Source organism: Streptomyces sp. NPDC037290 (assembly GCF_055603245.1).
Map to the genome: position 1 here is coordinate 247,260 of NZ_JBVJVZ010000007.1, position 19,963 is coordinate 267,222.

A 19,963-nucleotide genomic window follows, 5' to 3' on the forward strand; every position below is an offset into this window, starting at 1 on the left:
CGTCGGACTCAGCTCAGAGCCTTACCGACTTCGTAGATCGTGGGCCTGTCTTCGGGAGCATTGCTGAGCATGGCCTCGATCAGCTCACCCAGTTCACCACGGGCCTTGACGGGCCGACGCTTGCCGTCTGCCACCGCCTGTCGCTGCACGGGGCGCGGTGCGTCGTCCGGGTATTCGACGGCCCGCCAGCCCGTGGCGGAGATGAGCAGGGATGCGCCGAGCGCGTAGATGTCTGCTTGCTGCGTCGCCTCAGCTTCTCCGGTCTCGAGCACACTGCGCGCGATCTCCGGTGCCTCGTAGTGGACGAGGCAGCCGCGGAACGGGAAGTCGTACCCCTCGGGCACGTGTCCGCCGCGCGCCAAGGCCAGGTCGATGAGGTGTGTCCGTTCCGGGCCGATGATGAAGTGCGCGGGCTGCACGTCGCCGTGGGCCCAGCCCTGGGCGTGCAGTTCGACCAGTGCCTCCACGCAGCCGAGGGCCACGCTGGTGTGCGGTTCGATGTGCGAGTCCGGCGTACGGCAGGGCTCCCACAGCTGGTAGAGGTCCGGTCCTTCCCGCCAGGGCTGGTAGTTCCAGGTACCGCCTTCCCATTCGCCGTACGCGAAGTCGTGGAAGCCGAGGCGGTGCAGCACGGCGCCTTCGCGTGCGGGTGCGAGCGCCGTCCAGGGCTGGGCAGGCCAGTCGGCCGTTTCCTCGATGGGGTAACCGACCTTCACGGCGTAGTGGCCCCGATGGCTCTCCACCCCCCAGACCATGGAGCCCCGGCGGTTGAGGACCAGGCGCTGAGCCGTGGGCATGAGTGCGTCGAGCACGACGATCGGCAGTTCAGGGGGTGTCCCGGACAACGTCTGTTCTCCTTCCGGGCGACGCGGCCGACCGCATGTCGAGGCCGGCCGCGTCGCTGGTGTCGTGTCGCTACGCCTGACCGTACGGACGGCCGCAGTCCGAGTCGCACTGCGCGAGGTTCGTGCCGTCCACGGTCCACAGATCGTCGAAGACCATGAACCCGGCCGCCTTCATCGCGTGTGCCGAGGCGGCGACCTTCTTCGGGTCACGCGCCCCTCCACCCGGCTTGGGGTTGTGGTGGACGAAACGGCCGGCGAACCGCTCGCACAGTTCGGCGTACTCCTTCGTGTGCAGGATGAGCGCGTGCAGGCCGAAGTCCACGTCGTCCGACGGGACCATGGGGACGGTGGCGGTCGCTGCCGTGACGACGAAGGCCACCGCTTGGTCCGCGATCCGCTCGGCGCGCTCACGCGGCTGTCCGTTGTGGGCGACCACGAAGTGGGCGAGGCTGTCGAACAGGTCCTCACCAGCCACCGCGCGACCGGTCCTCTGGTCGTTGGCCGTTGCTGTCATGCGAGTACTCCTTGAGTGTCGCTGTGCTCTGGCACTTGCGCCTCCATCGGTCGCCGAGGCGTGGACGAGGACGACCGAGTGGGATGGAAGGCCGGCCCGAACGGGGAAGGGGGAGCCAAGGAAGGTGGCACCCCATTCGGGCGGCCGGTCTACTGGCTGGTACCGAGGGCCATGCCGATCACCAGGCCACAGGACCCGCTGATCATGATGATGAAGAGAACCCCCGCATACCGGCCGATGACGCGCATCAAAGGCCGTTCCGGCTGATGCCGTTGCGGATGGCAAGGCGGGCGCTCAGTTCCTCCCGCGCGGTCAGGGCCACCACGTTGTCCGGCAGGGCGTCCCATTCGACGCCGCCGCCGACGGGCCTTATCTGCACCCTGGCGCCGACCTCACCCATGACGACGCCGATTCGTCCACTGGCGGTGTCCTTCGCCAGTTCGCCGATGCCTGGTCTGGTCTGCTGGTTGCTCGCCATGCGCACGAGCATCCTGCCGCTCATCGGGACGTCGGAACCTCCGACAAACACCACTTCGGGACGTCCCGCGTCGGGTAGAACGTCCCTAGTGCCGTCCCCGAGTGTTGGGAGAGATTGGGATGCCGAACGAGAGGCTACGTGCGGCCATGGCGGCAGGCGGCTGGACGTACACCGCGCTCGCGGACAAGGTCGAAGTCGATCCCAAGTCCGTCGAACGATGGGTCAATTTGGGGCGTACGCCGCGTCGTGTCACGGCCATGCTGGCAGCGGAAACACTAGGAGAAGACGTGCATGCTCTATGGCCATCACTCAGGCAGGCACGCCCTGCCCGTGCTGTCAGCCCGGAACTTGTGACGCTCTACGACCAGCGGGCGGACGTCCCCGTCTCTGCGTTCGTGGACCTGATGACCCAGGCCCGCGAGCACATCGACGTGCTGGTGTACGCCGCAGTCTTCCTGCACGAGGCGTACCCGCGGCTCAACGAGCTGTTGCGAGAGCGAGCTGCCGACGGGTGTGCGGTCCGTATCGCGGTCGGCGACCCGGACAGCACGAATGTCCAACAGCGGGGTGCCGAAGAGAGGTTCGGCCATGGGATCGAGTCCCGTTGCCGGCTCGCCCTCCTGCACTATCGCCCTCTTGCCGGGGTACCTGGCATCGAGGTGCGGACCCATGCCACCACGCTCTACAACTCGATCTATCGAGCGGACGACGAGGTGATGGTCAACGCCCACGTCTGGGGTGTGAACGCCTACGGTGCACCTGTGTGGCATCTTCGGCGCAGCGGAGCGGGCGGCATGTTCGACACCTACGCCAGCAGCTTCGACGCGGTGTGGGAGACCGCGACGCCGGTAAGCGAAGAAGGGTGACGATGGCACGGACCGAGTACTACGACGACCCGGCGGCACCGGAGCCGAACAGCATGGTGGTCGCCGCGTCGGCCGTGGTTACCGACGACGAGGGGCGGGTGCTCCTCCAGCGCCGCCGGGACAACGATCTCTGGGCGCTCCCTGGTGGCGGCATGGAGATGACCGACTCACTTCCCGGAACGGCCGTCCGCGAGGTGAAGGAGGAAACGGGTCTGGACGTGGAGATCACCGGGCTCGTGGGCACGTACACCGACCCTCGCCACATCATCGCCTACTCGGACGGCGAGGTGCGCAGGCAGTTCAACGTCTGCTTCACCGCCCGCGTGGTCGGGGGTCGGCTCGCGATCTCGGACGAGTCCACGGAGCTGCGGTTCGTCCGGCCTGAGGAGATTGATCAACTGCCGATGCATCACACGCAGCGGCTCCGGATCCGTCACTTCCTTGAGCACCGTGAGGGGCCCTATCTTGGCTGACCTCTTGAACCTCACTGAATGAGACGGAAACTGAGGTGGTCTGGCACAGAGCCAGACCCTTCACCTGCTGCGACCTCACGGGCTCAGTGTGTCCGGCGTCAGTCCGGATAGGGGCGGCTGTTGCTGAGCGGTGACGCCCCAGGAGCCGCGCAGTGACCTTGCTGGCGGGCAGCGACTTTACCCCTCCTGGCCCCACGGGTTCGCGTAGGCCGTCCCGACTCAGACGGCTCACGGCCGCCCGGTACGCCCGCCCTCTTGATGTAGGCCTTTCAGCCTGGGGCACTCCCGTGTCAGAGGTCCGGAATGTTCGCCCAGCGATCGACCACGCGAACGGCATCCTGAATTTTGGTGATCCCGATGCGCGCGGGCTTGATCGCCTTGCGCAAGGGAGCGCTCATGAGTTCGACCATGGTCAACATGGTCAAGAACTCGGACATCTGCTGTGTTACTGTGCGTAGTTCAGAGGACCCAGACTTAGTGGAAGTGACGATCTTCTGGGCCATATCCTTGGCTACTGGGGCCTCCACCTGCGCGATTTGCCTGACGAGCGCGCTCATTGCCGCGTCGGCTACTTCGGCCGAAGATGCCAGGCGAATGCCTGATTCTTGCAGCCGCTTCGATGGTTCTCGGATCTTGTCCGCCATGAGCATGGAAGCCGCTCTCAATTGCTGTGTCGACTTACCTGGGCCGAATCCCTCCATGCTTTCGGTGGCAATCTCAATCCAAGCTTGCAGGTCCGTAAGGGCTTGCGTCAGCTCGGAGTCCATTAGAGGCGTTATTGCTTCGATCTCCGCGACGGTTTCGAGAAAGTCGTCATCCTCGTTAAAACCCGACGGGTCTGGAAGCTCGGCCGCCTCCGAAGCGGCGGCCTCCGCCATGGCTGCTTCGGCCTTAGAGATGATCGAGATTAGTTCGTCGGTAAGGCCGCTGATCGCCCTTCGCCACTCACTCGTTCCTGGCCCAGCGAGGAACACGTCTTCCAGATCCCGGTACTGAAGCGATTCGATCGTCACAACCTCCGGAATTGGATGATCCGTGTTGATGGACCTTGCTCCTGAAATGACAACGGGAAGAATCAAGTATCGAGCGTTCAGGCGGCCCGCACTACTGTGGAACGCGTTAAGCTCGTCGCGGCAGGCCGGGCGGTTGAAGTACTGCATGGTAATAATTGGCATGAAAATGGATGCGTTTCTGAGTTCAGTGTCAATTGCATCCCGCCACTCCTCGCCCCATCCGATGCTTTCCCGGTCAAAAAAGACAGAGAGTTCGTTTCCTGTTTTTGCGGTGTAGAATCCTTGCAGGTCTCGCACAAAGGAAGCGACGGCGTCATCAAAAAGATTGTTGTCGGCGTGGGCGTAGCTGACGAACAGTCGGTTGGTTTGCGCGATAGGAGTGCTCACGGCGTTCACCACTCGCTCGGGCGGCCTCGCAGCCGCAGTCACTGGGTGCACACCAGTATGTGCAAGCGGAAGATCAATCGTGGGGTTTCTGAAAGATCCACGTCTCCTGTTCGCCCGGGGCCCAGGCTCAGGCACGAAGGTCGGCGGAACTGCTTCGAGGCTCGCGCCAAAGTGGCTCCGTAAGGCCGTGGAGCCGACCGCCCCAGCCACGACGTACCCCTTCTCTGGCTCAGGCGCCCACGTCGCGCGCGGTGAACGGGGCGAGCCGCCTTGAACCCGTAGAGAAAGTTGTAACTCTCAGCCGGGCTGAGCCTGAAGTCCTGCGCATGCCGGGAGTCGGTGCTTGCCGGTGCCACTGTTCAGTGCTGACGGCAACGACGGCACACAGAGGCCGTTGATCGCGATCATCAGCGATCAGCCGGGAGGAGGGCGGAGCCCCCGCCCAGCAGCCCGCCCGATCCTACGGATCAGAAGGTTGCAGGTTCGAATCCTGCCGAGTGCACACAGATCAAAGGCCCTTCAGGATCATCCTGAAGGGCCTTTGACATCAACGGCTGACATCAACGCGGTCCAAAGACGCCGATCACTGTGTGTCCAGCGTCATCATGATCGTGTTGTGCCCGAGCGTTTCCATGATCGTGCGAGCGTCCACATCCTGAGCGAGCAGGAGCGACGCGCACGTGTGCCGAAGATCGTGCACTCGCACACGCCGTACGCCGGCGTCCCGGCGCAGGGTGGTGAGCATCCGGTTCAGGCCGCGGGGGTCGGTGGCGCGACCGGTCGTCGTGGTGAAGATCAGCCCGTCCGTGGCTCGCTCAACGTCGCGCCGGGGAGGTGGCCCTGCCGCAGCACCCCTTGCCCGCAGGGTCCCGTGAGGGGAGGCGAACCAGCTCTGGGCTGTGGTCATGCTCTTCCGGAGTCAGCCGGCCGCGTTCGCGCAGATGACGTAGAAATTGAAGTTCACATTGTCGGTTCCCTCGTTCGTTGCCGACAGGGTCCAGCTGGTCCCGTCAGCGCTCGGACCAGACTCGTCGATGCGGAGGCTGTTCGCTGTGCCACTCAACACCGTCGCGCCGCCGCTCAGGACGCGCTTTCCGGTAGGGCATGGTCCGTGAAGCGAGGTGACCGAGGCACCCGGAGCAAGCCCGATGTTGTCGGGCGCGATCACCTGGTATCCGGTGATTCCACCTCCGGCGGGCGGGGGCGGAAGGCAGGTCGCAGGATGCAGGCCGCAGAGTACGGGCGACAGGAGTCCGGACAGTAGTCCGCCGCCGTCCTGGGCGTGGGCGTTGCCGGCACCCAAGCTGCTCACAGCAGCTGCCGCCGCCAGTGTGGTCACAAACCGCAAGGTCTTCCTCACGTTGTTTACCTCTCGTTTTTCACCAGATTTAGCTGGTCAGTGAGGAATGTACGGTTTGAGTATTGGTCGATGATGTATCGACATGACTGGTCAGCCATTTGGCTGCAGGCCCCAGCGGTAACGCGACGACCCCCTGACATCAATGTCTGACATCAACAGCGCACGGGCAGCGGGGTCAGGGGGGTGCAGACCGGGGTGGCGACGCCGATGAGTTCCACCAGGCCCGTTCCGCCGGTGGGCGGGACGAGTTTCGACCAGTTGTTGGCCGCCCAGGCGTTGCCCGAAGAGTCGACCTGCACGGCCGTGAGGTGCTGGATCGCTTTGTTCCGGAAGCCCTGGGCGGGAGACAGGACGGTGCCGGCGGAGGAGCCGGGCGGGCAGGCCGCGCTGTTCACCCCGCACAGGAGGGACACGGAGGAGTCACCGAAACCGGCGACCCACACGCGGTCCTGGCCGTCGATGGCGACCGACCAGGGGAAAACCCTCTTGGGCAGCCGGTAGGCGCCCGCGACCGTGCCGTTCGGCCGGATCTCGGTGATCGTGCTGCTGAAGTAGTTGGCGACCCAGGCGTTGCCCCTGGAGTCCAGTGCGAGGCCCACGGGGCCCTGGAGCGAACGGTCGGTGGTGGTCGTGACCGCCTTGAAGTCGGGGCCGATGACGGTGACACTCCCACCGACCTTGCCGGGTCGCCCCGCTTGCCTGATCTCTTCGAAGGAGAAGTGGCTGTTGGTGACCCAGGCCCGCCCCTGGCCGTCGATCTGGACGGCGAACGGATGGTTGAAGCTCTTGTCGTTGATGACGACGGCCTTGGTCGGGTCACCGTGGGGGTAGACGATGACGTTGCCCCCGCCGGGTTTCCCCTTGAGGCCGAGGGAGTTGGCGAACCACACGTTGCCGTGCTGGTCGACGGCCACCCCCTGCGGCTTGTTCGGTCCGCCGTTCGTCCAGCCGCCGGAGGGTGACAGCGGTGTGCCGGAGGCGGAGTACTTCGACATCGCGTTGCCGCCGTAGCTGGGCACCCACACGGATCCGTCGTGAGCGATCGCGAGTCCCCACGCCCCGGCCTTCATGCCACCGCCGCTGATCGGACTGCCCAGGGTCGGCCGGCCGATGGGGTCCTGCACGGTCACGTAGGGGTTGGGGTCCCGGGTGCCCGGCTTCCAGTTGTTGGACGCCCATACGTTGCCCTTGGCGTCGAACGCGATGCGGCCCGGGGCGTAGACCTGCGGCGCGCTGTAGCGCAGGGCCAGGATCCAGTCCCTGGGAGCTGAGGTGAGCGCCGGCGTGAAGACGTCTGCGGAACGTGCCAGGGCCTCCAGGCGGCCCGGGGACAGCGTCGGATCGTGGACGAGGTTGAGGACCGCCTGCACCGTGTCGGCGGGCACGGTCCCGCCGCGGGGAGTCGCCAGCTGGAGCAGTCTGTCGCAGCGCGCGTTGTCCGTCACGCAGAGGGAGACGAGGTTGGCCAGGGTGTTCTGCGTCGCTCGCGTGTCGCTGTTGGCGCTGTCGCCGGTAACGGGACCGCCGGGCTTGCCCGTTGCCGGATCCGCCAGGTTGAACGAGGTCGCGGCGGCGTTCTGCAGTCCCGGGCTGGGTCCGGTGATGCCGCGGTGGTCGCTGAACTGGGCGAGGGCGTACGTGGCGGCGACCGTTGTCAGTTCGTTGACCGTCACCTTGCTCACGGCCCGCTCGGGCAGGCCGCCGCCCGCGCCGAACCCCACGACCGAGCGCAGCCGCAGCTTGTGCGCCTGCGCGGGTGTGGCCTCGAGATAGAGCACTCCGTCAGCAGGCTTCGTGTACGTCAGCCGGAAGGAACCATGCGCATCGGCCGTTGCCTGTCCCAGCTTCGTGACTCCGGAGCGTGACCCGGCCATGAGCGTGACCCGGGCACCTCCGAGCGGCTTCCCCGCCCCTGTGACGGTTCCCTGCACGGCGACCGGTGCGGCACCGAGCGCCGGTGCCGCGGTGCCGGCCACCGGCAGGGCGAGGGCCGCGCAGGCCGCTGCCGCGGTGGCTGACGTCCATCGCAGAGCCCTGGGCCGCCTTCTTGCTCCGCGCCCCTCGGGCGGGGCCGGCCTACGAGCACGTATACCCGTTGGGCTCATGGTTCTCGAACCCTTCGCTCTGCATCACGCGGTTGCGGATTCCTGCGACCCCATCGCTTCGGCGCCTTCCGGCACCCTCAGGGAGAACCAGGCAACCCTGGCCCCCAGGAGCCAGACCACGCCCAGATACAGTCCAGGGCTCACTTCGCGTATTTCATCGCGAACCCCTCGGGCAACCAGTGAGATTCTGGAGTAGTCGATGACGATGCAGTCCTGACTGTCCACCAGGCTCGGACCGATGTACACCTGTGCCACGATGCCGAGGAAGTCGAACGCGGTCATCCGGTTGCTCAGGTACCCGTCGGGGACGAAGACCTTTCCCCGCCACAGGAGCAGGGGCACCAGGCGGCTGAGTGACCGGACCGGCCAGCTGTCCCCCCACCGGAGGAAGGCCGACCCCTCCAGCGGCCCCTTCGGGATCTCCCCCGACGGGCTGGAGCGGAACAGTTCCACCAGGTCAGCGTCGCCGATCTTGAGCAGATCCGCTTGGGTGAGTGCCACGATCGTCCTCCCGGCTGCCATCAGGACGCATCACTCGCGCGTCGACTCACACCGGCCTGTGGAAAAGGGTTTGGCGCGCGCCCGCCCGCCCACCCGAGCCGACCGCTCGGCATGGCATCCGGCGCATCCGGCCATCAACTCCCATTGTTGATGCTCCTGGACGAATCCGCCAACGCTGGCCAGGATCTTTCCGCGTGAGACGTCCCGCCGTGGCGGCCGGTGCCGCCAGGACTGACAGACGGACAAGGACGCTTCTCGTCCGGCGTGGTGGCCGACGTCGTCGGTCAGCACTCCTCGCCCGGGTCGTTCCGGTTCAGTTTCTCCAGGTACTCGTGGGCCAGGGCCGTGGCCCGGGTGAACCAGTCGGTGATGCTCGCCAGTTCCTCGGGGGAGTAGTCGGAGAACAGGGTCGTCAGACGTTCGTAGTGACCCGCGTACACCGCCTCCACGCGGGCGACGGCGGCCGGTACGGCGGCCACCCTGACCCGGCGGCGGTCGGTGGGGTCGGGGCGGCGGGTGACGTAGCCGGCGCGTTCGAGGCGGTTGAGGATGCCGGTCACCGCGCCGGTCGTCACGTGGGCGCGGGCGGCGAGGTCGCCCGCCGTCAGCAGGTCGTCGCCGGCCTCCAGGACGAAGGCGAAACAGGTCAGGTCGGTGACGGTGAGGCCCAGCCGGCGGGCCAGCTCCTGCTGTCCGATCAGGTGGGCGGCGATGAGGTGGTCCATCGCCGACAGCGCCTGGGCCGGAGTGGCGGGCGGTCGCGGCGTGCCGTGCATCTTTCGGAATCCCTTAGCTCGTGAGATATTCGGTGAGATGAACTTCTTAGCTCGTGAGGGAAACTTCTCCCCGGAGGCGGCTGTATGAGTCTGTACGACGAGGGTCACACGATCGCCGGCTGGACCGGCTTCGGCATCGCGACCGTGGGAAGCGGTGTGGTGGGGCTGGGGGTGTGTACGGCCTCGCTGCCGGTGGTCGGGGGCGGGCTCGCCGTCGTGGCCGTGAGCGTCCTGGTGACGTGGGTGCTGCATCTGGCCGGCTGGGGCAAACCGCCGGGTGTCCGGTCGTGGGGCCACTGGGGCATGCGGGACCGCGACACACAGGCCCGGCAGGGGCACCCCGCATGCGTCAGCTGCCGGCTGGCGGGGCGGGGGCGCAGGCCCGCGGCGGTGGCCGTGTCCACGGCTGCCGAATCGATCCCCCTGTCCCCCGTCGAGTGAACGGCACCCGCCGTCCCCCGCCGCGTGAACGGCCTCCCCTTGTCCCCGCCGGGTGAACGGCATCCTCTTGTCACGCGTCGAGCGACTGCGCCCACCGGGACCGTTGTCAGACCCCCCACCTACTCTCACCAGTGATGGCACACGGATGGAAGTGCTCGGGGCTGCGCTGGACGCCCGATGGTCCCGTGTTGGTGTGGGACGGCGGGCGGCGCAGTGCGCTGCCCTGGGGGAAGCGGGTCGGCTTCGCGGTGCCGGAAGGGGGTGTGCGGACGTGTGTGGGGGCGCGGGGTCACCCCTGCCCGGTGCGGGCCGTGGTGCCGGGGCGGAGTACGGGGGCCCGGTGCGAGGAGTGCGCGCGGCTGGACCGGGCGCACTCCGTGGCCGCCGACACGATCGCCGACGATCCGCGGCCGTACCGGGTGTATCTGGCGTGGTTCGGACCCGGGATGGTCAAGGTCGGGATCACCGCGGTCGAGCGGGGCGCCGCCCGGCTGCTGGAGCAGGGTGCCGTCTGTTTCAGCTGGCTCGGCACCGGTCCGCTGATGGCGGCCCGGCGCACCGAGGAGCTGCTGCGGGCCGCGCTCCAGGTGCCGGACCGGATTCCGTACGCCGAGAAGCGGGCGGTGCGGGCGGCGCTGCCGCAGGGCCCAGGGGAGCGGGCGGCTGAGCTGCGGGAGCTGCACGCCCGGGCCGTTGCGCTCAGCGGGTGGCCGGAGTCCCTGCGCCCCGAGCCCTGTGAAGTGACCGACCACGTCGGGGCGTTCGGCCTCACCGGTGCCGCCGCCGCGCTCGGGGAGGTGGTGGAGCTCGTGCCGGGGGGCGGTGTGAGCGGTGCGCTGGTCGCGGCCGCCGGGCCCGATCTGCACCTGGGGATGGACGGGCGCGGGGTCGTCGTTCTCGACACCCGGCTCATGACCGGCTGGGATCTGGTGCCCCCGGCCGCTTCGGGTGCCGCTGGACTCACCTTTCCGCTCAGGGAGTTCCCACAGCCGCAGGAGGGGCTGTTCTGAGGGTTTCCGGCCGCGGCCGGCGAGGTGAACGGCGGCGTGGGCAAAGACTCGGATCCCGTACGGATCCCTTTCGGTAAGGCCCATGGACGGCGAACGGCCTTACGAGCGACCGTGGTTGACATGAGCGACCGCACGGACACCCCTTCCCGGCCCGCGTCCCTTCCCGAACCCCCTTATTACGCCGTCGTCTTCACGTCCGCCCGCACCGGCGACGACGCCGACGGCTACACCCGCACCGCCGAAGACCTCTCCCGTCTCGTCCGCGAGGTCCCTGGCTTCCTCGGCGAGGACTTCGCCCACACCCCCGGCGGCCTCGCGATCTCCGTCGCCTACTTCCGGGACCTCGCCGGGATCGAGCGGTGGCGGGACCACCCGGCGCACGTCGCGGCCAAGCGGCGCGGGCGGGAGCGGTGGTACGAGCGGTACGCCATCCACATCGCCCGAGTCGAGCACGGCCACACCTTCGACCGCCCGGCGTGATCCCGGTGCGCCTCCCAGGTGCTCCCTGAGGGGGGCCTGTGGGTTTCTCAGGGGATTCACAGATTCGGGAAAGTCTCCTCTCAGAGGACGGCGACAAGGTGTCCACCATGACCACGACCTCGCCCCAGGGGCGCACCGAACTGCTGAGGCCGGACGGGAGCCCCGTCCGAGTGCTTGTGGTGGACGACGAGTTGTCGATTACCGAACTGCTGAGCATGGCCCTTCGTTACGAGGGCTGGCAGATCAGGAGTGCGGGAGACGGGCAGGGAGCCGTCCAGACCGCCCGTGAGTTCCGGCCCGACGCCGTCGTACTGGACATGATGCTGCCCGACATGGACGGGCTCACCGTGCTGGGGCGGCTGCGCCGTGAACTGCCGGACGTGCCCGTCCTGTTCCTCACCGCCAAGGACGCCGTCGAGGACCGTATAGCCGGTCTCACCGCAGGCGGGGACGACTACGTCACCAAGCCGTTCAGCCTGGAGGAGGTCGTGGCCCGGCTGCGGGGGCTCATCCGGCGGTCCGGTGCCGCCGACCGGCGGTCCGACTCCGTGCTCGTCGTCGGCGACCTGACGCTCGACGAGGACAGCCACGAGGTGTCGCGGGCCGGGGAGTCCATCCACCTCACGGCCACCGAGTTCGAGCTGCTGCGCTTCCTCATGCGCAACCCGCGGCGGGTGCTCAGCAAGGCGCAGATCCTCGACCGGGTCTGGTCGTACGACTTCGGCGGGCAGGCCAACGTCGTCGAGCTGTACATCTCCTATCTGCGGCGGAAGATCGACGCCGGGCGCGAGCCGATGATCCACACGCGGCGGGGGGCCGGATATCTGATCAAGCCCGCCGTTTCATGAGCGGGCGACGACGGCCCGGTCCCCAGCAACGGCAGAAGCGGCAGAAGCGACGAGCGGGGCAGCCGCGCACCCTGCGGACCCGGCTCGTCGTCGCGTCGGTGGTGCTGATCGCCGTGGTGTCCGCGGTGATCGGCACGGTGACGACGCTGGCACTGCGGACCCATCTGTACGAACAGCTGGACGGGCAGGTCGCGGAGGCGGGCAAGCGTCTGTCGGGGCCCATGAGGCCCGGCGGCATGAACGACTCCAGGCTGTCGGACAGGCTCACGGGCTTCGTCAGGGGACCGACGCAGCCGAAGACGATCGCCGCCGAGGTCGGCACCGGCGGCACGGTCACCCGGGCGGTCATCGCCCGGCAGACCCCCGCCGACAACGGCCCCTTCCAGCGGAACGACGCCGTCGAACTCAACGGTGAGCAGAAGGCCGCCCTGAACAAGGTGCCCACCACGGGCATGCACACCGTCGGCATCCCGGGCCTGGGTGAGTACCTCGTGCGGTACGTCCCCGGAGCGGGTGGCACCTACTACGTCGCCCTGCCGACCGAGACGGTCACCAACACGATCAGCACCCTGATCCTCGTCGAGATCAGCGTCACCGCCGCCGGTCTCGTCGCCGCCGGTATCGCCGGATACGCACTCGTCGGCGTCGCCACCCGCCCCCTGCGCAAGGTCGCCGCCACCGCCACCCGGGTCTCCGAACTCCCCCTGCACAGCGGGGAGGTGAACCTCAGCGAGCGGGTCCCGGGGTCCGAGTGCGACCCGCACACCGAGGTCGGCCAGGTCGGCGCCGCGCTCAACCGGATGCTCGACCATGTGCACGGCGCCCTGCACGCCCGTCAGCAGAGCGAGACGCGGGTGCGGCAGTTCGTCGCCGACGCCAGCCATGAGCTGCGCACTCCGCTCGCCTCCATCCGCGGGTACGCGGAACTCACGAGACGCGGGCGGGAGCAGGTCGGGCCCGACACCCGGCACGCGCTCGGTCGGATCGAGTCCGAGGCCGGGCGGATGACCCTGCTCGTCGAGGACCTGCTGCTGCTCGCCCGGCTGGACGCCGGACGGCCCCTGCAGTTCGAGCAGACCGATCTGATTCCGCTCGTCGTGGACACCGTGAGCGACTCCCGCGCCGCCGGCATGGACCACACCTGGCGGCTCGACCTGCCCGACGAGCCCGCCCTGGTGTCCGCGGACGCCGCCCGCGTCCAGCAGGTGCTGGTCAACCTGCTGGGCAACGCCCGCAAACACACCCCGCCCGGTACGACCGTCACCGCGCGCGTACAGCGGCGCGGGCCGTGGATGTGCGTCGACGTCGAGGACGACGGGCAGGGGATTCCGCCCGACCTGCTGCCGCATGTCTTCGAGCGGTTCGCCCGAGGGGATTCCGCGCGGTCGAGGGCGACGGGGTCCACGGGCCTCGGCCTCGCCATCGTGCAGGCCGTCGCGGCCGCGCACGGCGGCGCGGTGACCGTCGACAGCGTTCCGGGGCGGACGGTGTTCACCGTGCATCTGCCGGCGCTCGCCCCCGCCGTTCCCCGGCCGGCGCCCGAATCCAACTGGCAGTCGCACTCACAGGCACAGCACAGTGCCACCACACGGGCGCGACAGGGCGCTTGAGTTGAGTCGGTTCCATGCGAACCGACTCTTCTCCCGGCACCCTGCCGGCGCGGGAGCATCTCCCGGCCACAGACGCCGGCACGCCTGTCCTGGACGTAGTGATCCCCGTCTACAACGAGGAGAAGGACCTCCAGCCGTGCGTCCGCAGACTGCACGAGCATCTGACGCGCACCTTCCCGTACGCCTTCCGCATCACCATCGCGGACAACGCGTCCACGGACACCACCCCGCTGGTGGCGGCGCGGCTCGAGGCGGACATCCCCGAGGTCACCAACTTCCGCCTGGCGCAGAAGGGCCGGGGGCGCGCGCTGCGGACCGTGTGGTCCGCGTCCGAGGCGCCGGTCCTCGCCTACATGGACGTCGACCTGTCGACCGACCTCAACGCCCTGCTCCCGCTGGTGGCACCGCTGATCTCCGGTCACTCGGACCTCGCCATCGGCTCCCGGCTCGCCCGCGCCTCCCGGGTCGTACGCGGCCCCAAGCGGGAGTTCATCAGCCGGGCCTACAACCTCATCCTGCGGGGCTCGCTCCAGGCCCGCTTCTCGGACGCGCAGTGCGGCTTCAAGGCCATCCGGCGGGACGTGGCGCAGGTGCTGCTGCCGCTGGTGGAGGACAGCGGCTGGTTCTTCGACACCGAGATGCTGGTGCTCGCCGAGCGGGCGGGGCTGCGTATCCACGAGGTGCCGGTCGACTGGGTCGACGACCCGGACTCCACCGTGCACCTCGTGAAGACCGCGACCGACGACCTCAGGGGCGTCTGGCGCATCGGCAAGGCCCTGGCCACCGGTTCGCTGCCACTGGACCGGCTCACCCGGCCCTTCGGCGACGACCCGCGCGACCGCGACCTGACCAACCTGCCCACCGGGCTGGCCCGCCAGCTCGTCGGCTTCTGCGTGGTCGGCGGTCTGTCGACCCTCTTCTACCTCCTGCTCTACAGCGTCTTCCGGCAGTTCTCCGGCTCCCAGATCGCCAACGCCCTCGCGCTGCTCGTCTCGGCGGTCGCCAACACGGCCGCCAACCGCCGGCTCACCTTCGGGGTGCGTGGCCGGGGCGGCGCCGTACGCCACCAGGCGCAGGGCCTGGTCGTCTTCGGTATCGGTCTCGCCCTGACCAGCGGCTCGCTGGCCGCCCTGAACGCGGCCGCCGACCGCCCGGCGCACTCCACCGAGCTGGCGGTGCTCATCGCCGCCAACCTCGCCGCGACCGTGCTGCGGTTCCTGCTCTTCCGCGCCTGGGTCTTCCCGGACCGGGACGGGAACGGCCCCTCCGAGGCGGTCGTGGGGCACACCCCGCCCTCGCCGGCCTACGGCACGACCAGCCCCGCGGCTCCCTGCACACCGCTGCCCCAGCAGCCGGTGCCGTACCGGCAGCCGTACCCGGCCACCCAGGTCCGCGCCGGTGAAGCCGCGGACGGCAGCTGGAGGGACGCCACCATGCGACTGCAGCCGGTGCGCCCTCACGACACCGACCCGGAGGACCCCCGATGACCATCCACCAGGACAGCGCCACGACCGCTCCCCCGAAGACTCCCGAGGAGGCCGGGCCCGGGCTGCCGCTGACGCGCAGACTGTGGCGCGGCCGGCCCGAGGACCCGCGCTGGGCGCGCCCGGCCCTCCTCGGCCTGCTGGCCGCCACCCTCCTGCTCCACCTGTACGACCTCAGCGCCTCGGGTTACGCCAACTCCTTCTACTCGGCGGCCGTGCAGGCGGGCAGCACGTCCTGGAAGGCGTTCTTCTTCGGCTCGCTGGACGCGGGCAATGCCATCACCGTCGACAAGCCGTCGGCGTTCCTGTGGCCGATGGAACTGTCGGTCCGGATCTTCGGCCTGAACTCGTGGGCGATCCTCACGCCAGAGGTGCTGATGGGCGTCGGCACGGTGGCGGTCGTGTACGCGGCCGTACGGCGCCGGTTCAGCCCCGTGGCCGGGCTGGTCGCGGGCGCGGTGCTGGCGCTCACCCCGGTCGCCGCGCTGATGTTCCGGTTCAACAACCCGGACGCGATGCTGGCCCTCCTGATGTCACTGGCCTGCTACTTCGTCGTACGAGCGGTGGAGGACGGCCGGACGAAGTGGCTGGTGTGGGCCGGGACCGCGATCGGTTTCGCCTTCCTCGCCAAGACCCTGCAGGCGTTCCTGATCCTGCCGCCGCTGGCGATCGTCTACGCCGTCTGCGGTCCGGTGAGGCTGAGGAGGCGCCTGGTGCAGCTGGGCCTCGCGACCGTCGCGCTCGTCGTCTCCGGCGGCTGGTGGGTGGCGATCGTCGAGCTGTGGCCGGCCTCCTCCCGTCCCTACATCGGCGGTTCGCAGCACAACAGCTTCCTGGAGCTGACCTTCGGCTACAACGGCCTCGGCCGGATCAACGGCGACGAGACCGGCAGCGTCGGCGGCGGGGGCGGCGGCGCGGGCGGCACGGGGCGCTGGGGAGCGACCGGCTGGGACCGGATGTTCAGCTCCGAGATCGGCGGCCAGATCTCCTGGCTGCTCCCGGCCGCGCTGGTCCTGCTGGCCGCGGGCCTGTGGGCGACCCGGAAGCTGCGCCGCACGTCCGTCACGCGGGCCTCGTTCCTGGTCTGGGGCGGCTCGCTGCTGACCACCATGGCGGTGTTCAGCTACATGGCGGGCATCTTCCACCAGTACTACACGGTGGCCCTCGCCCCCTACCTGGCGGCGGTCGTCGGCATGGGCGCCGGGCTGCTCTGGGAGAAGCGCAAGGAGACCTGGGCGTCGATCACCCTCGCCGCGTCCGTCGTGGCCGCGGCGGCGTGGGGATACGTCCTGCTCAACCGCACCTCCTCCTATCTGCCCTGGCTGAAGTGGCTGGTGCTGGTCGGCGGTCTGGCGGCCGCGCTGGGCCTGGTGTTCGCCGGGCGGATCTCCCGGCAGCCGGCCCTCGGAGCGGCGGCGGTGGGCCTGGTGGCGGCGCTCGCCGGTCCGACGGCGTACACCCTCAGCACGGTGGACTCCGCACACACCGGCTCCATCCCGACGGCCGGTCCGGCGGGCGCGAGCATGATGGGCTTCGGCGGCGGCCGGGGTCCCGGCGGTGGCATGCGGGGCGGCTTCGGCGGCGGCATGCCGGGCCAGCAGGGCCGGCAGGGCCGGCAGGGGCAGCAGAACGGCAACGGCTTCCCCGGCGGCGGCATGCCCGGCCGGCAGGGGCAGCGGAACGGCAACGGCTTCCCCGGTGGCGGCCGGATGGGCGGAGGCGGCATGGGCGGCGGTGGCGCCGGTGGCCTGCTGAACGGCGCGAACGTCTCCTCCGCCGCCAGGGAACTGCTGGAGAAGGACGCCTCGAGGTACACCTGGGTGGCCGCCTCCATCGGCTCGCAGAACGCGGCCGGCTACCAGCTCGCGACGGGTGACCCGGTGATGGCGATCGGCGGCTTCAACGGCACCGACCCGTCCCCGACGCTGACGCAGTTCAAGAAGTACGTGGAGGAAGGAAGGATCCACTACTTCATCGCCGGCTCAGGCATGCGCGGTGGCATGGGCGGCAACAGCAACGGCACGTCGTCCCGGATCACCTCGTGGGTCGAGAGCACCTTCAGGAAGGTCACGGTCGGCTCGGCCACCTTCTACGACCTCACACAGAAGAAGAGCTGACGGAAAACCGAGTTGTACACCGTATAGTCACAGATATACGGTGTACAACATGTCCACGTCCTCGCCCACGCCCTCGCCCCAAAGCCACCCTCAGCGCTGGCTGATCCTCGGCGTCATCTGCCTGGCCCAGCTGACCGTGCTGCTCGACAACACCGTCCTGAACGTGGCCATCCCCTCGCTCACCCGCGAGTTGCATGCGGCCACCTCCGACATCCAGTGGATGATCAACGCCTACTCCCTGGTGCAGTCCGGTCTGCTGCTCACCGCGGGCAGCGCCGCCGACCGCTACGGCCGGAAGAAGATGCTGATCGCGGGGCTCGCCCTGTTCGGCACCGGCTCACTGGTGGCCGGACTCGCCGGTTCCACCACCGAGTTGATCGCCGCCCGGGCCGGGATGGGCATCGGCGGCGCGCTGCTGATGACCACCACCCTCGCCGTGGCCATGCAGATCTTCACGCCCGAGGAGCAGCCGAAGGCGATCGGCATCTGGAGCGCGGTCGCCGCCCTCGGCTTCGCGGCGGGCCCGCTCATCGGCGGGTTCGTGCTGAACCACTTCTGGTGGGGCGCGATCTTCCTGATCAACCTTCCGGTGGCGGTGCTGGGCCTCGTGGCGGTCGTGGCCCTGGTACCGGAATCCAAGAACCCCCGAGGGGAGCGCCCCGACCTGCTCGGCGCGCTGCTGTCCACCATCGGCATGGCCTCACTCGTCTACGCGATCATCTCCGGCCCCGTCCACGGCTGGACGTCGGCGCGCGTGCTCGCTCCCGCGCTCGTGGCGGTCGTGGTGCTGTGCCTGTTCGCCTGGTGGGAGAGCAGGATCGCCGACCCGATGCTCGACCCGCACTTCTTCCGGGACCGGCGGTTCACCGGGGCGGTCGCCGGGGCCGTGCTCATCACCTTCGGCATGGGAGGAGCGCTGTTCCTGCTGACCCAGCACCTGCAGTTCGTGCTCGGCTACGGCCCCCTGGAGGCGGGCCTGCGCACCGCTCCGCTGGCCCTGACCGTGGTGCTGCTCAACTTCACCGGCGTGTCGGCGAAGTGGTCCGGCCGGCTGGGTACGCCGGTGTCCATCGCGCTCGGGATGGTGCTGATGTCGGCGGGGCTCACGGCCATCGCCGAGCTGGACTCCGGGGGCTATGCGGGGACCCTGCTGGGACTGGTGCTGATCGGCGCGGGGTGCGCCGTCGCCAACCCGGCGATGGCGCACGCCATCATGAGCGCGATTCCTCCGGAGAAGGCGGGGGTGGGGGCGGGGATCAACGGCACTCTTGCCGAATTCGGCAACGGGCTCGGTGTCGCCGTGCTCGGTGCTGTGCTCAGCTCTTCCGTGGCGTCGGGGGAGTCGATGTCGGCGGGGCTGGGGGCCGGCCAGCTGGTGGGGGCGGTCGCGGTGCTCGCCGGTGGGTTCGTGGCGGCGGGGTTGCTCAGGCGGGCGGAGCGGAAGGCCGCCTAAGAGCTCGGGGGGCGTGGGTATGTGTGCGGGTGCGGGTTGTCCGCGGCTGATCGCGCCCCCTTAGGTTGGACCAGTGGCCGAAAACTAGAAAGGTGCGCCGGTGACGAAGGAAGCAGGTCGGTCTCCGCGGGCCAGTGTCTGGCTGGAGGGGAGGGCCCGTCGGGGCGGCCGCAGTGGCGGGCAGCCCTCGGGGCTGGACCGGGAGCGGATCACGACCGTTTCCGTGCGGCTGCTGGACGCCGAGGGTCTGGAGAAGTTCTCCATGCGCCGGCTCGCCGGTGAGCTGAACGTCACCGCGATGTCCCTGTACTGGTACGTCGACACCAAGGACGACCTGCTCGAACTCGCCCTGGACGCGGCCTTCGGGGAGCTGCGGCTGCCCGATCCGGAGACGGAGGGCGAGGACTGGCGCGAGCAGCTGCGGGGGCTGGCCGCGCAGTACCGGGCGCTGCTGGTGCGCCATCCCTGGCTGTCACCGCTGGCGGGGCGCTACCTCAACATCGGCCCGAACTCGCTGGCCTTCTCCCGGGTGGTCCAGCGGGTCGTCCGCCGGGCGGGGCTGCCCGCGCACGGGGTGACGGGGGCGATCTCGGCCGTCTTCCAGTTCGTGTACGGCTACGGCACGATCGAGGGCCACTTCTCCGCCCGGATCGCCGACACCGGGCTGAGCCCCGACGAGTACTACGAGCAGACCATGGCCATGGTGACCGAGGCCCCGGAGACCGCCGAGGTGGTCCAGGAGTCCAGGGACCTCATGGCGGCCAGGGGCGGGGACACGGTCGCCGAGATGCTGGACCGCGACTTCGACTTCGCCCTGGACCTGCTGCTCGCAGGCATCGAGGCGATGGTCGAACGCGGCTGACCCCGTCCGGGGGCTCCGGTGGGGGTGGTGATCACTTGTCGTTGGACATCAGCCGTGCCGGGAATCCGCCGGTGGCGATGGGGCCCCAGCGTTCGGGTGTCACCCGGATGAGGGACTTGCCCTGCTTGACCATCGCCTCCCGGGCCCCTTTTGTCTGCGTCCCTCGCACTGCTGCGCAGGCTTCGGGGCGCTGCGCCGGACTCCGTCCGGGGGCTCCGGTGGGGGTGGTGATCACTTGTCGTCGGACATCAGCCGTGCCGGGAATCCGCCGGTGGCGATGGGGCCCCAGCGTTCGGGTGTCACCCGGATGAGGGACTTGCCCTGCTTGACCATCGCCTCC

19 protein-coding genes and 3 pseudogenes are annotated in these 19,963 nt (G+C 69.1%); 11 read left to right on the forward strand and 11 right to left on the reverse strand.

The features are described from left to right. Positions 1-8: 8 nt before the first annotated feature. The 3 genes from ACZ7HQ_RS25340 to ACZ7HQ_RS25350 form a co-directional block, all read right to left on the reverse strand. Entirely contained in the window at positions 9-845 is an 837-nt protein-coding gene (locus tag ACZ7HQ_RS25340) for a protein kinase family protein (RefSeq protein ID WP_470994097.1), read from the reverse strand. 70 nt (positions 846-915) lie between these two features. Further along, a complete protein-coding gene (locus tag ACZ7HQ_RS25345; protein WP_470994099.1) occupies positions 916-1,359 on the reverse strand; it encodes a glycine-rich domain-containing protein in 444 nt (147 codons plus the stop codon). Positions 1,360-1,606: 247 nt separating this feature from the next. After that, on the reverse strand, positions 1,607-1,849 hold the full coding sequence (locus ACZ7HQ_RS25350) for a hypothetical protein (protein WP_470994411.1): 243 nt from the start codon (positions 1,847-1,849) through the stop codon (positions 1,607-1,609). 107 nt (positions 1,850-1,956) lie between these two features. Here ACZ7HQ_RS25350 and ACZ7HQ_RS25355 point away from each other — a divergent pair, with 107 nt between their 5' ends. Next, positions 1,957-2,703, forward strand: a complete 747-nt coding sequence (locus ACZ7HQ_RS25355) for an XRE family transcriptional regulator (RefSeq protein WP_470994102.1) — start codon at positions 1,957-1,959, stop codon at positions 2,701-2,703. 2 nt (positions 2,704-2,705) lie between these two features. Continuing rightward, complete coding sequence (locus tag ACZ7HQ_RS25360) at positions 2,706-3,176, forward strand: NUDIX domain-containing protein (protein WP_470994103.1); 471 nt, start codon at positions 2,706-2,708, stop codon at positions 3,174-3,176. Positions 3,177-3,466: 290 nt separating this feature from the next. Here ACZ7HQ_RS25360 and ACZ7HQ_RS25365 read toward each other — a convergent pair whose 3' ends face one another. The 6 genes and pseudogenes from ACZ7HQ_RS25365 to ACZ7HQ_RS25390 form a co-directional block, all read right to left on the reverse strand. Continuing rightward, positions 3,467-4,576, reverse strand: a complete 1,110-nt coding sequence (locus ACZ7HQ_RS25365) for a toll/interleukin-1 receptor domain-containing protein (RefSeq protein ID WP_470994106.1) — start codon at positions 4,574-4,576, stop codon at positions 3,467-3,469. Positions 4,577-5,165: 589 nt separating this feature from the next. Then, positions 5,166-5,381: pseudogene (locus tag ACZ7HQ_RS25370) on the reverse strand (tyrosine-type recombinase/integrase); the annotation flags it as partial. A gap of 114 nt (positions 5,382-5,495) precedes the next feature. Beyond that, a complete protein-coding gene (locus tag ACZ7HQ_RS25375; protein ID WP_470994108.1) occupies positions 5,496-5,936 on the reverse strand; it encodes a hypothetical protein in 441 nt (146 codons plus the stop codon). A 152-nt stretch (positions 5,937-6,088) separates the two neighbouring features. Then, on the reverse strand, positions 6,089-7,714 hold the full coding sequence (locus ACZ7HQ_RS25380) for a Vgb family protein (RefSeq protein WP_470994110.1): 1,626 nt from the start codon (positions 7,712-7,714) through the stop codon (positions 6,089-6,091). Positions 7,715-8,065: 351 nt separating this feature from the next. After that, a complete protein-coding gene (locus tag ACZ7HQ_RS25385; protein ID WP_470994111.1) occupies positions 8,066-8,542 on the reverse strand; it encodes a hypothetical protein in 477 nt (158 codons plus the stop codon). A 284-nt stretch (positions 8,543-8,826) separates the two neighbouring features. Beyond that, on the reverse strand, positions 8,827-9,318 hold the full coding sequence (locus tag ACZ7HQ_RS25390; protein ID WP_470994113.1) for a MarR family transcriptional regulator: 492 nt from the start codon (positions 9,316-9,318) through the stop codon (positions 8,827-8,829). 84 nt (positions 9,319-9,402) lie between these two features. On the opposite strand from ACZ7HQ_RS25390, the gene ACZ7HQ_RS25395 reads away from it, so the two are divergent. The 9 genes from ACZ7HQ_RS25395 (at position 9,403) to ACZ7HQ_RS25435 (ending at position 19,623) form a co-directional block, all read left to right on the forward strand. After that, complete coding sequence (locus ACZ7HQ_RS25395; RefSeq protein ID WP_470994115.1) at positions 9,403-9,759, forward strand: HGxxPAAW family protein; 357 nt, start codon at positions 9,403-9,405, stop codon at positions 9,757-9,759. Positions 9,760-9,893: 134 nt separating this feature from the next. Then, positions 9,894-10,769, forward strand: a complete 876-nt coding sequence (locus tag ACZ7HQ_RS25400) for a DUF2797 domain-containing protein (RefSeq protein WP_470994117.1) — start codon at positions 9,894-9,896, stop codon at positions 10,767-10,769. 120 nt (positions 10,770-10,889) lie between these two features. Beyond that, positions 10,890-11,249 (forward strand): antibiotic biosynthesis monooxygenase family protein, encoded by a 360-nt coding sequence (locus tag ACZ7HQ_RS25405; protein ID WP_470994119.1) that lies wholly within the window; start codon positions 10,890-10,892, stop codon positions 11,247-11,249. A gap of 107 nt (positions 11,250-11,356) precedes the next feature. After that, positions 11,357-12,097: a response regulator transcription factor gene (locus ACZ7HQ_RS25410; protein ID WP_228624329.1), complete on the forward strand. Its 741-nt coding sequence runs from the start codon at positions 11,357-11,359 to the stop codon at positions 12,095-12,097. Next, positions 12,094-13,707 carry a sensor histidine kinase gene (locus tag ACZ7HQ_RS25415; protein WP_470994121.1) on the forward strand — a complete coding sequence of 538 codons (1,614 nt, stop codon included), beginning with the start codon at positions 12,094-12,096 and terminating at the stop codon, positions 13,705-13,707. The genes ACZ7HQ_RS25410 and ACZ7HQ_RS25415 overlap by 4 nt, the downstream gene beginning before the upstream one ends. Before the next feature lie 14 nt (positions 13,708-13,721). Next, positions 13,722-15,194 (forward strand): bifunctional glycosyltransferase family 2/GtrA family protein, encoded by a 1,473-nt coding sequence (locus ACZ7HQ_RS25420; RefSeq protein ID WP_470994123.1) that lies wholly within the window; start codon positions 13,722-13,724, stop codon positions 15,192-15,194. Then, a complete protein-coding gene (locus ACZ7HQ_RS25425) occupies positions 15,191-17,308 on the forward strand; it encodes a glycosyltransferase family 39 protein (RefSeq protein WP_470994125.1) in 2,118 nt (705 codons plus the stop codon). The genes ACZ7HQ_RS25420 and ACZ7HQ_RS25425 overlap by 4 nt, the downstream gene beginning before the upstream one ends. 40 nt (positions 17,309-17,348) lie before the next feature. Then, positions 17,349-18,761, forward strand: a complete 1,413-nt coding sequence (locus tag ACZ7HQ_RS25430) for an MFS transporter (RefSeq protein WP_470994126.1) — start codon at positions 17,349-17,351, stop codon at positions 18,759-18,761. A gap of 100 nt (positions 18,762-18,861) precedes the next feature. Continuing rightward, positions 18,862-19,623 carry a TetR/AcrR family transcriptional regulator gene (locus ACZ7HQ_RS25435; RefSeq protein ID WP_470994127.1) on the forward strand — a complete coding sequence of 254 codons (762 nt, stop codon included), beginning with the start codon at positions 18,862-18,864 and terminating at the stop codon, positions 19,621-19,623. Between the two features lie 31 nt (positions 19,624-19,654). On the opposite strand, the pseudogene ACZ7HQ_RS25440 reads toward ACZ7HQ_RS25435, so the two are convergent. Next, positions 19,655-19,765, reverse strand: a pseudogene (locus tag ACZ7HQ_RS25440) (PPOX class F420-dependent oxidoreductase); the annotation flags it as partial. Between the two features lie 89 nt (positions 19,766-19,854). Continuing rightward, positions 19,855-19,963: pseudogene (locus tag ACZ7HQ_RS25445) on the reverse strand (PPOX class F420-dependent oxidoreductase); the annotation flags it as partial.

Coding starts and splice junctions, on each gene's coding strand:
- ACZ7HQ_RS25345 (WP_470994099.1), bottom strand. CDS start 1,359: ATGACAGCAACGGCCAACGACCAGAGGACCGGTCGCGCGGTGGCTGGT.
- ACZ7HQ_RS25350 (WP_470994411.1), bottom strand. CDS start 1,849: ATGCTCGTGCGCATGGCGAGCAACCAGCAGACCAGACCAGGCATCGGC.
- ACZ7HQ_RS25355 (WP_470994102.1), top strand. CDS start 1,957: ATGCCGAACGAGAGGCTACGTGCGGCCATGGCGGCAGGCGGCTGGACG.
- ACZ7HQ_RS25360 (WP_470994103.1), top strand. CDS start 2,706: ATGGCACGGACCGAGTACTACGACGACCCGGCGGCACCGGAGCCGAAC.
- ACZ7HQ_RS25390 (WP_470994113.1), bottom strand. CDS start 9,318: ATGCACGGCACGCCGCGACCGCCCGCCACTCCGGCCCAGGCGCTGTCG.
- ACZ7HQ_RS25395 (WP_470994115.1), top strand. CDS start 9,403: ATGAGTCTGTACGACGAGGGTCACACGATCGCCGGCTGGACCGGCTTC.
- ACZ7HQ_RS25400 (WP_470994117.1), top strand. CDS start 9,894: ATGGCACACGGATGGAAGTGCTCGGGGCTGCGCTGGACGCCCGATGGT.
- ACZ7HQ_RS25405 (WP_470994119.1), top strand. CDS start 10,890: ATGAGCGACCGCACGGACACCCCTTCCCGGCCCGCGTCCCTTCCCGAA.
- ACZ7HQ_RS25410 (WP_228624329.1), top strand. CDS start 11,357: ATGACCACGACCTCGCCCCAGGGGCGCACCGAACTGCTGAGGCCGGAC.
- ACZ7HQ_RS25415 (WP_470994121.1), top strand. CDS start 12,094: ATGAGCGGGCGACGACGGCCCGGTCCCCAGCAACGGCAGAAGCGGCAG.
- ACZ7HQ_RS25420 (WP_470994123.1), top strand. CDS start 13,722: ATGCGAACCGACTCTTCTCCCGGCACCCTGCCGGCGCGGGAGCATCTC.
- ACZ7HQ_RS25425 (WP_470994125.1), top strand. CDS start 15,191: ATGACCATCCACCAGGACAGCGCCACGACCGCTCCCCCGAAGACTCCC.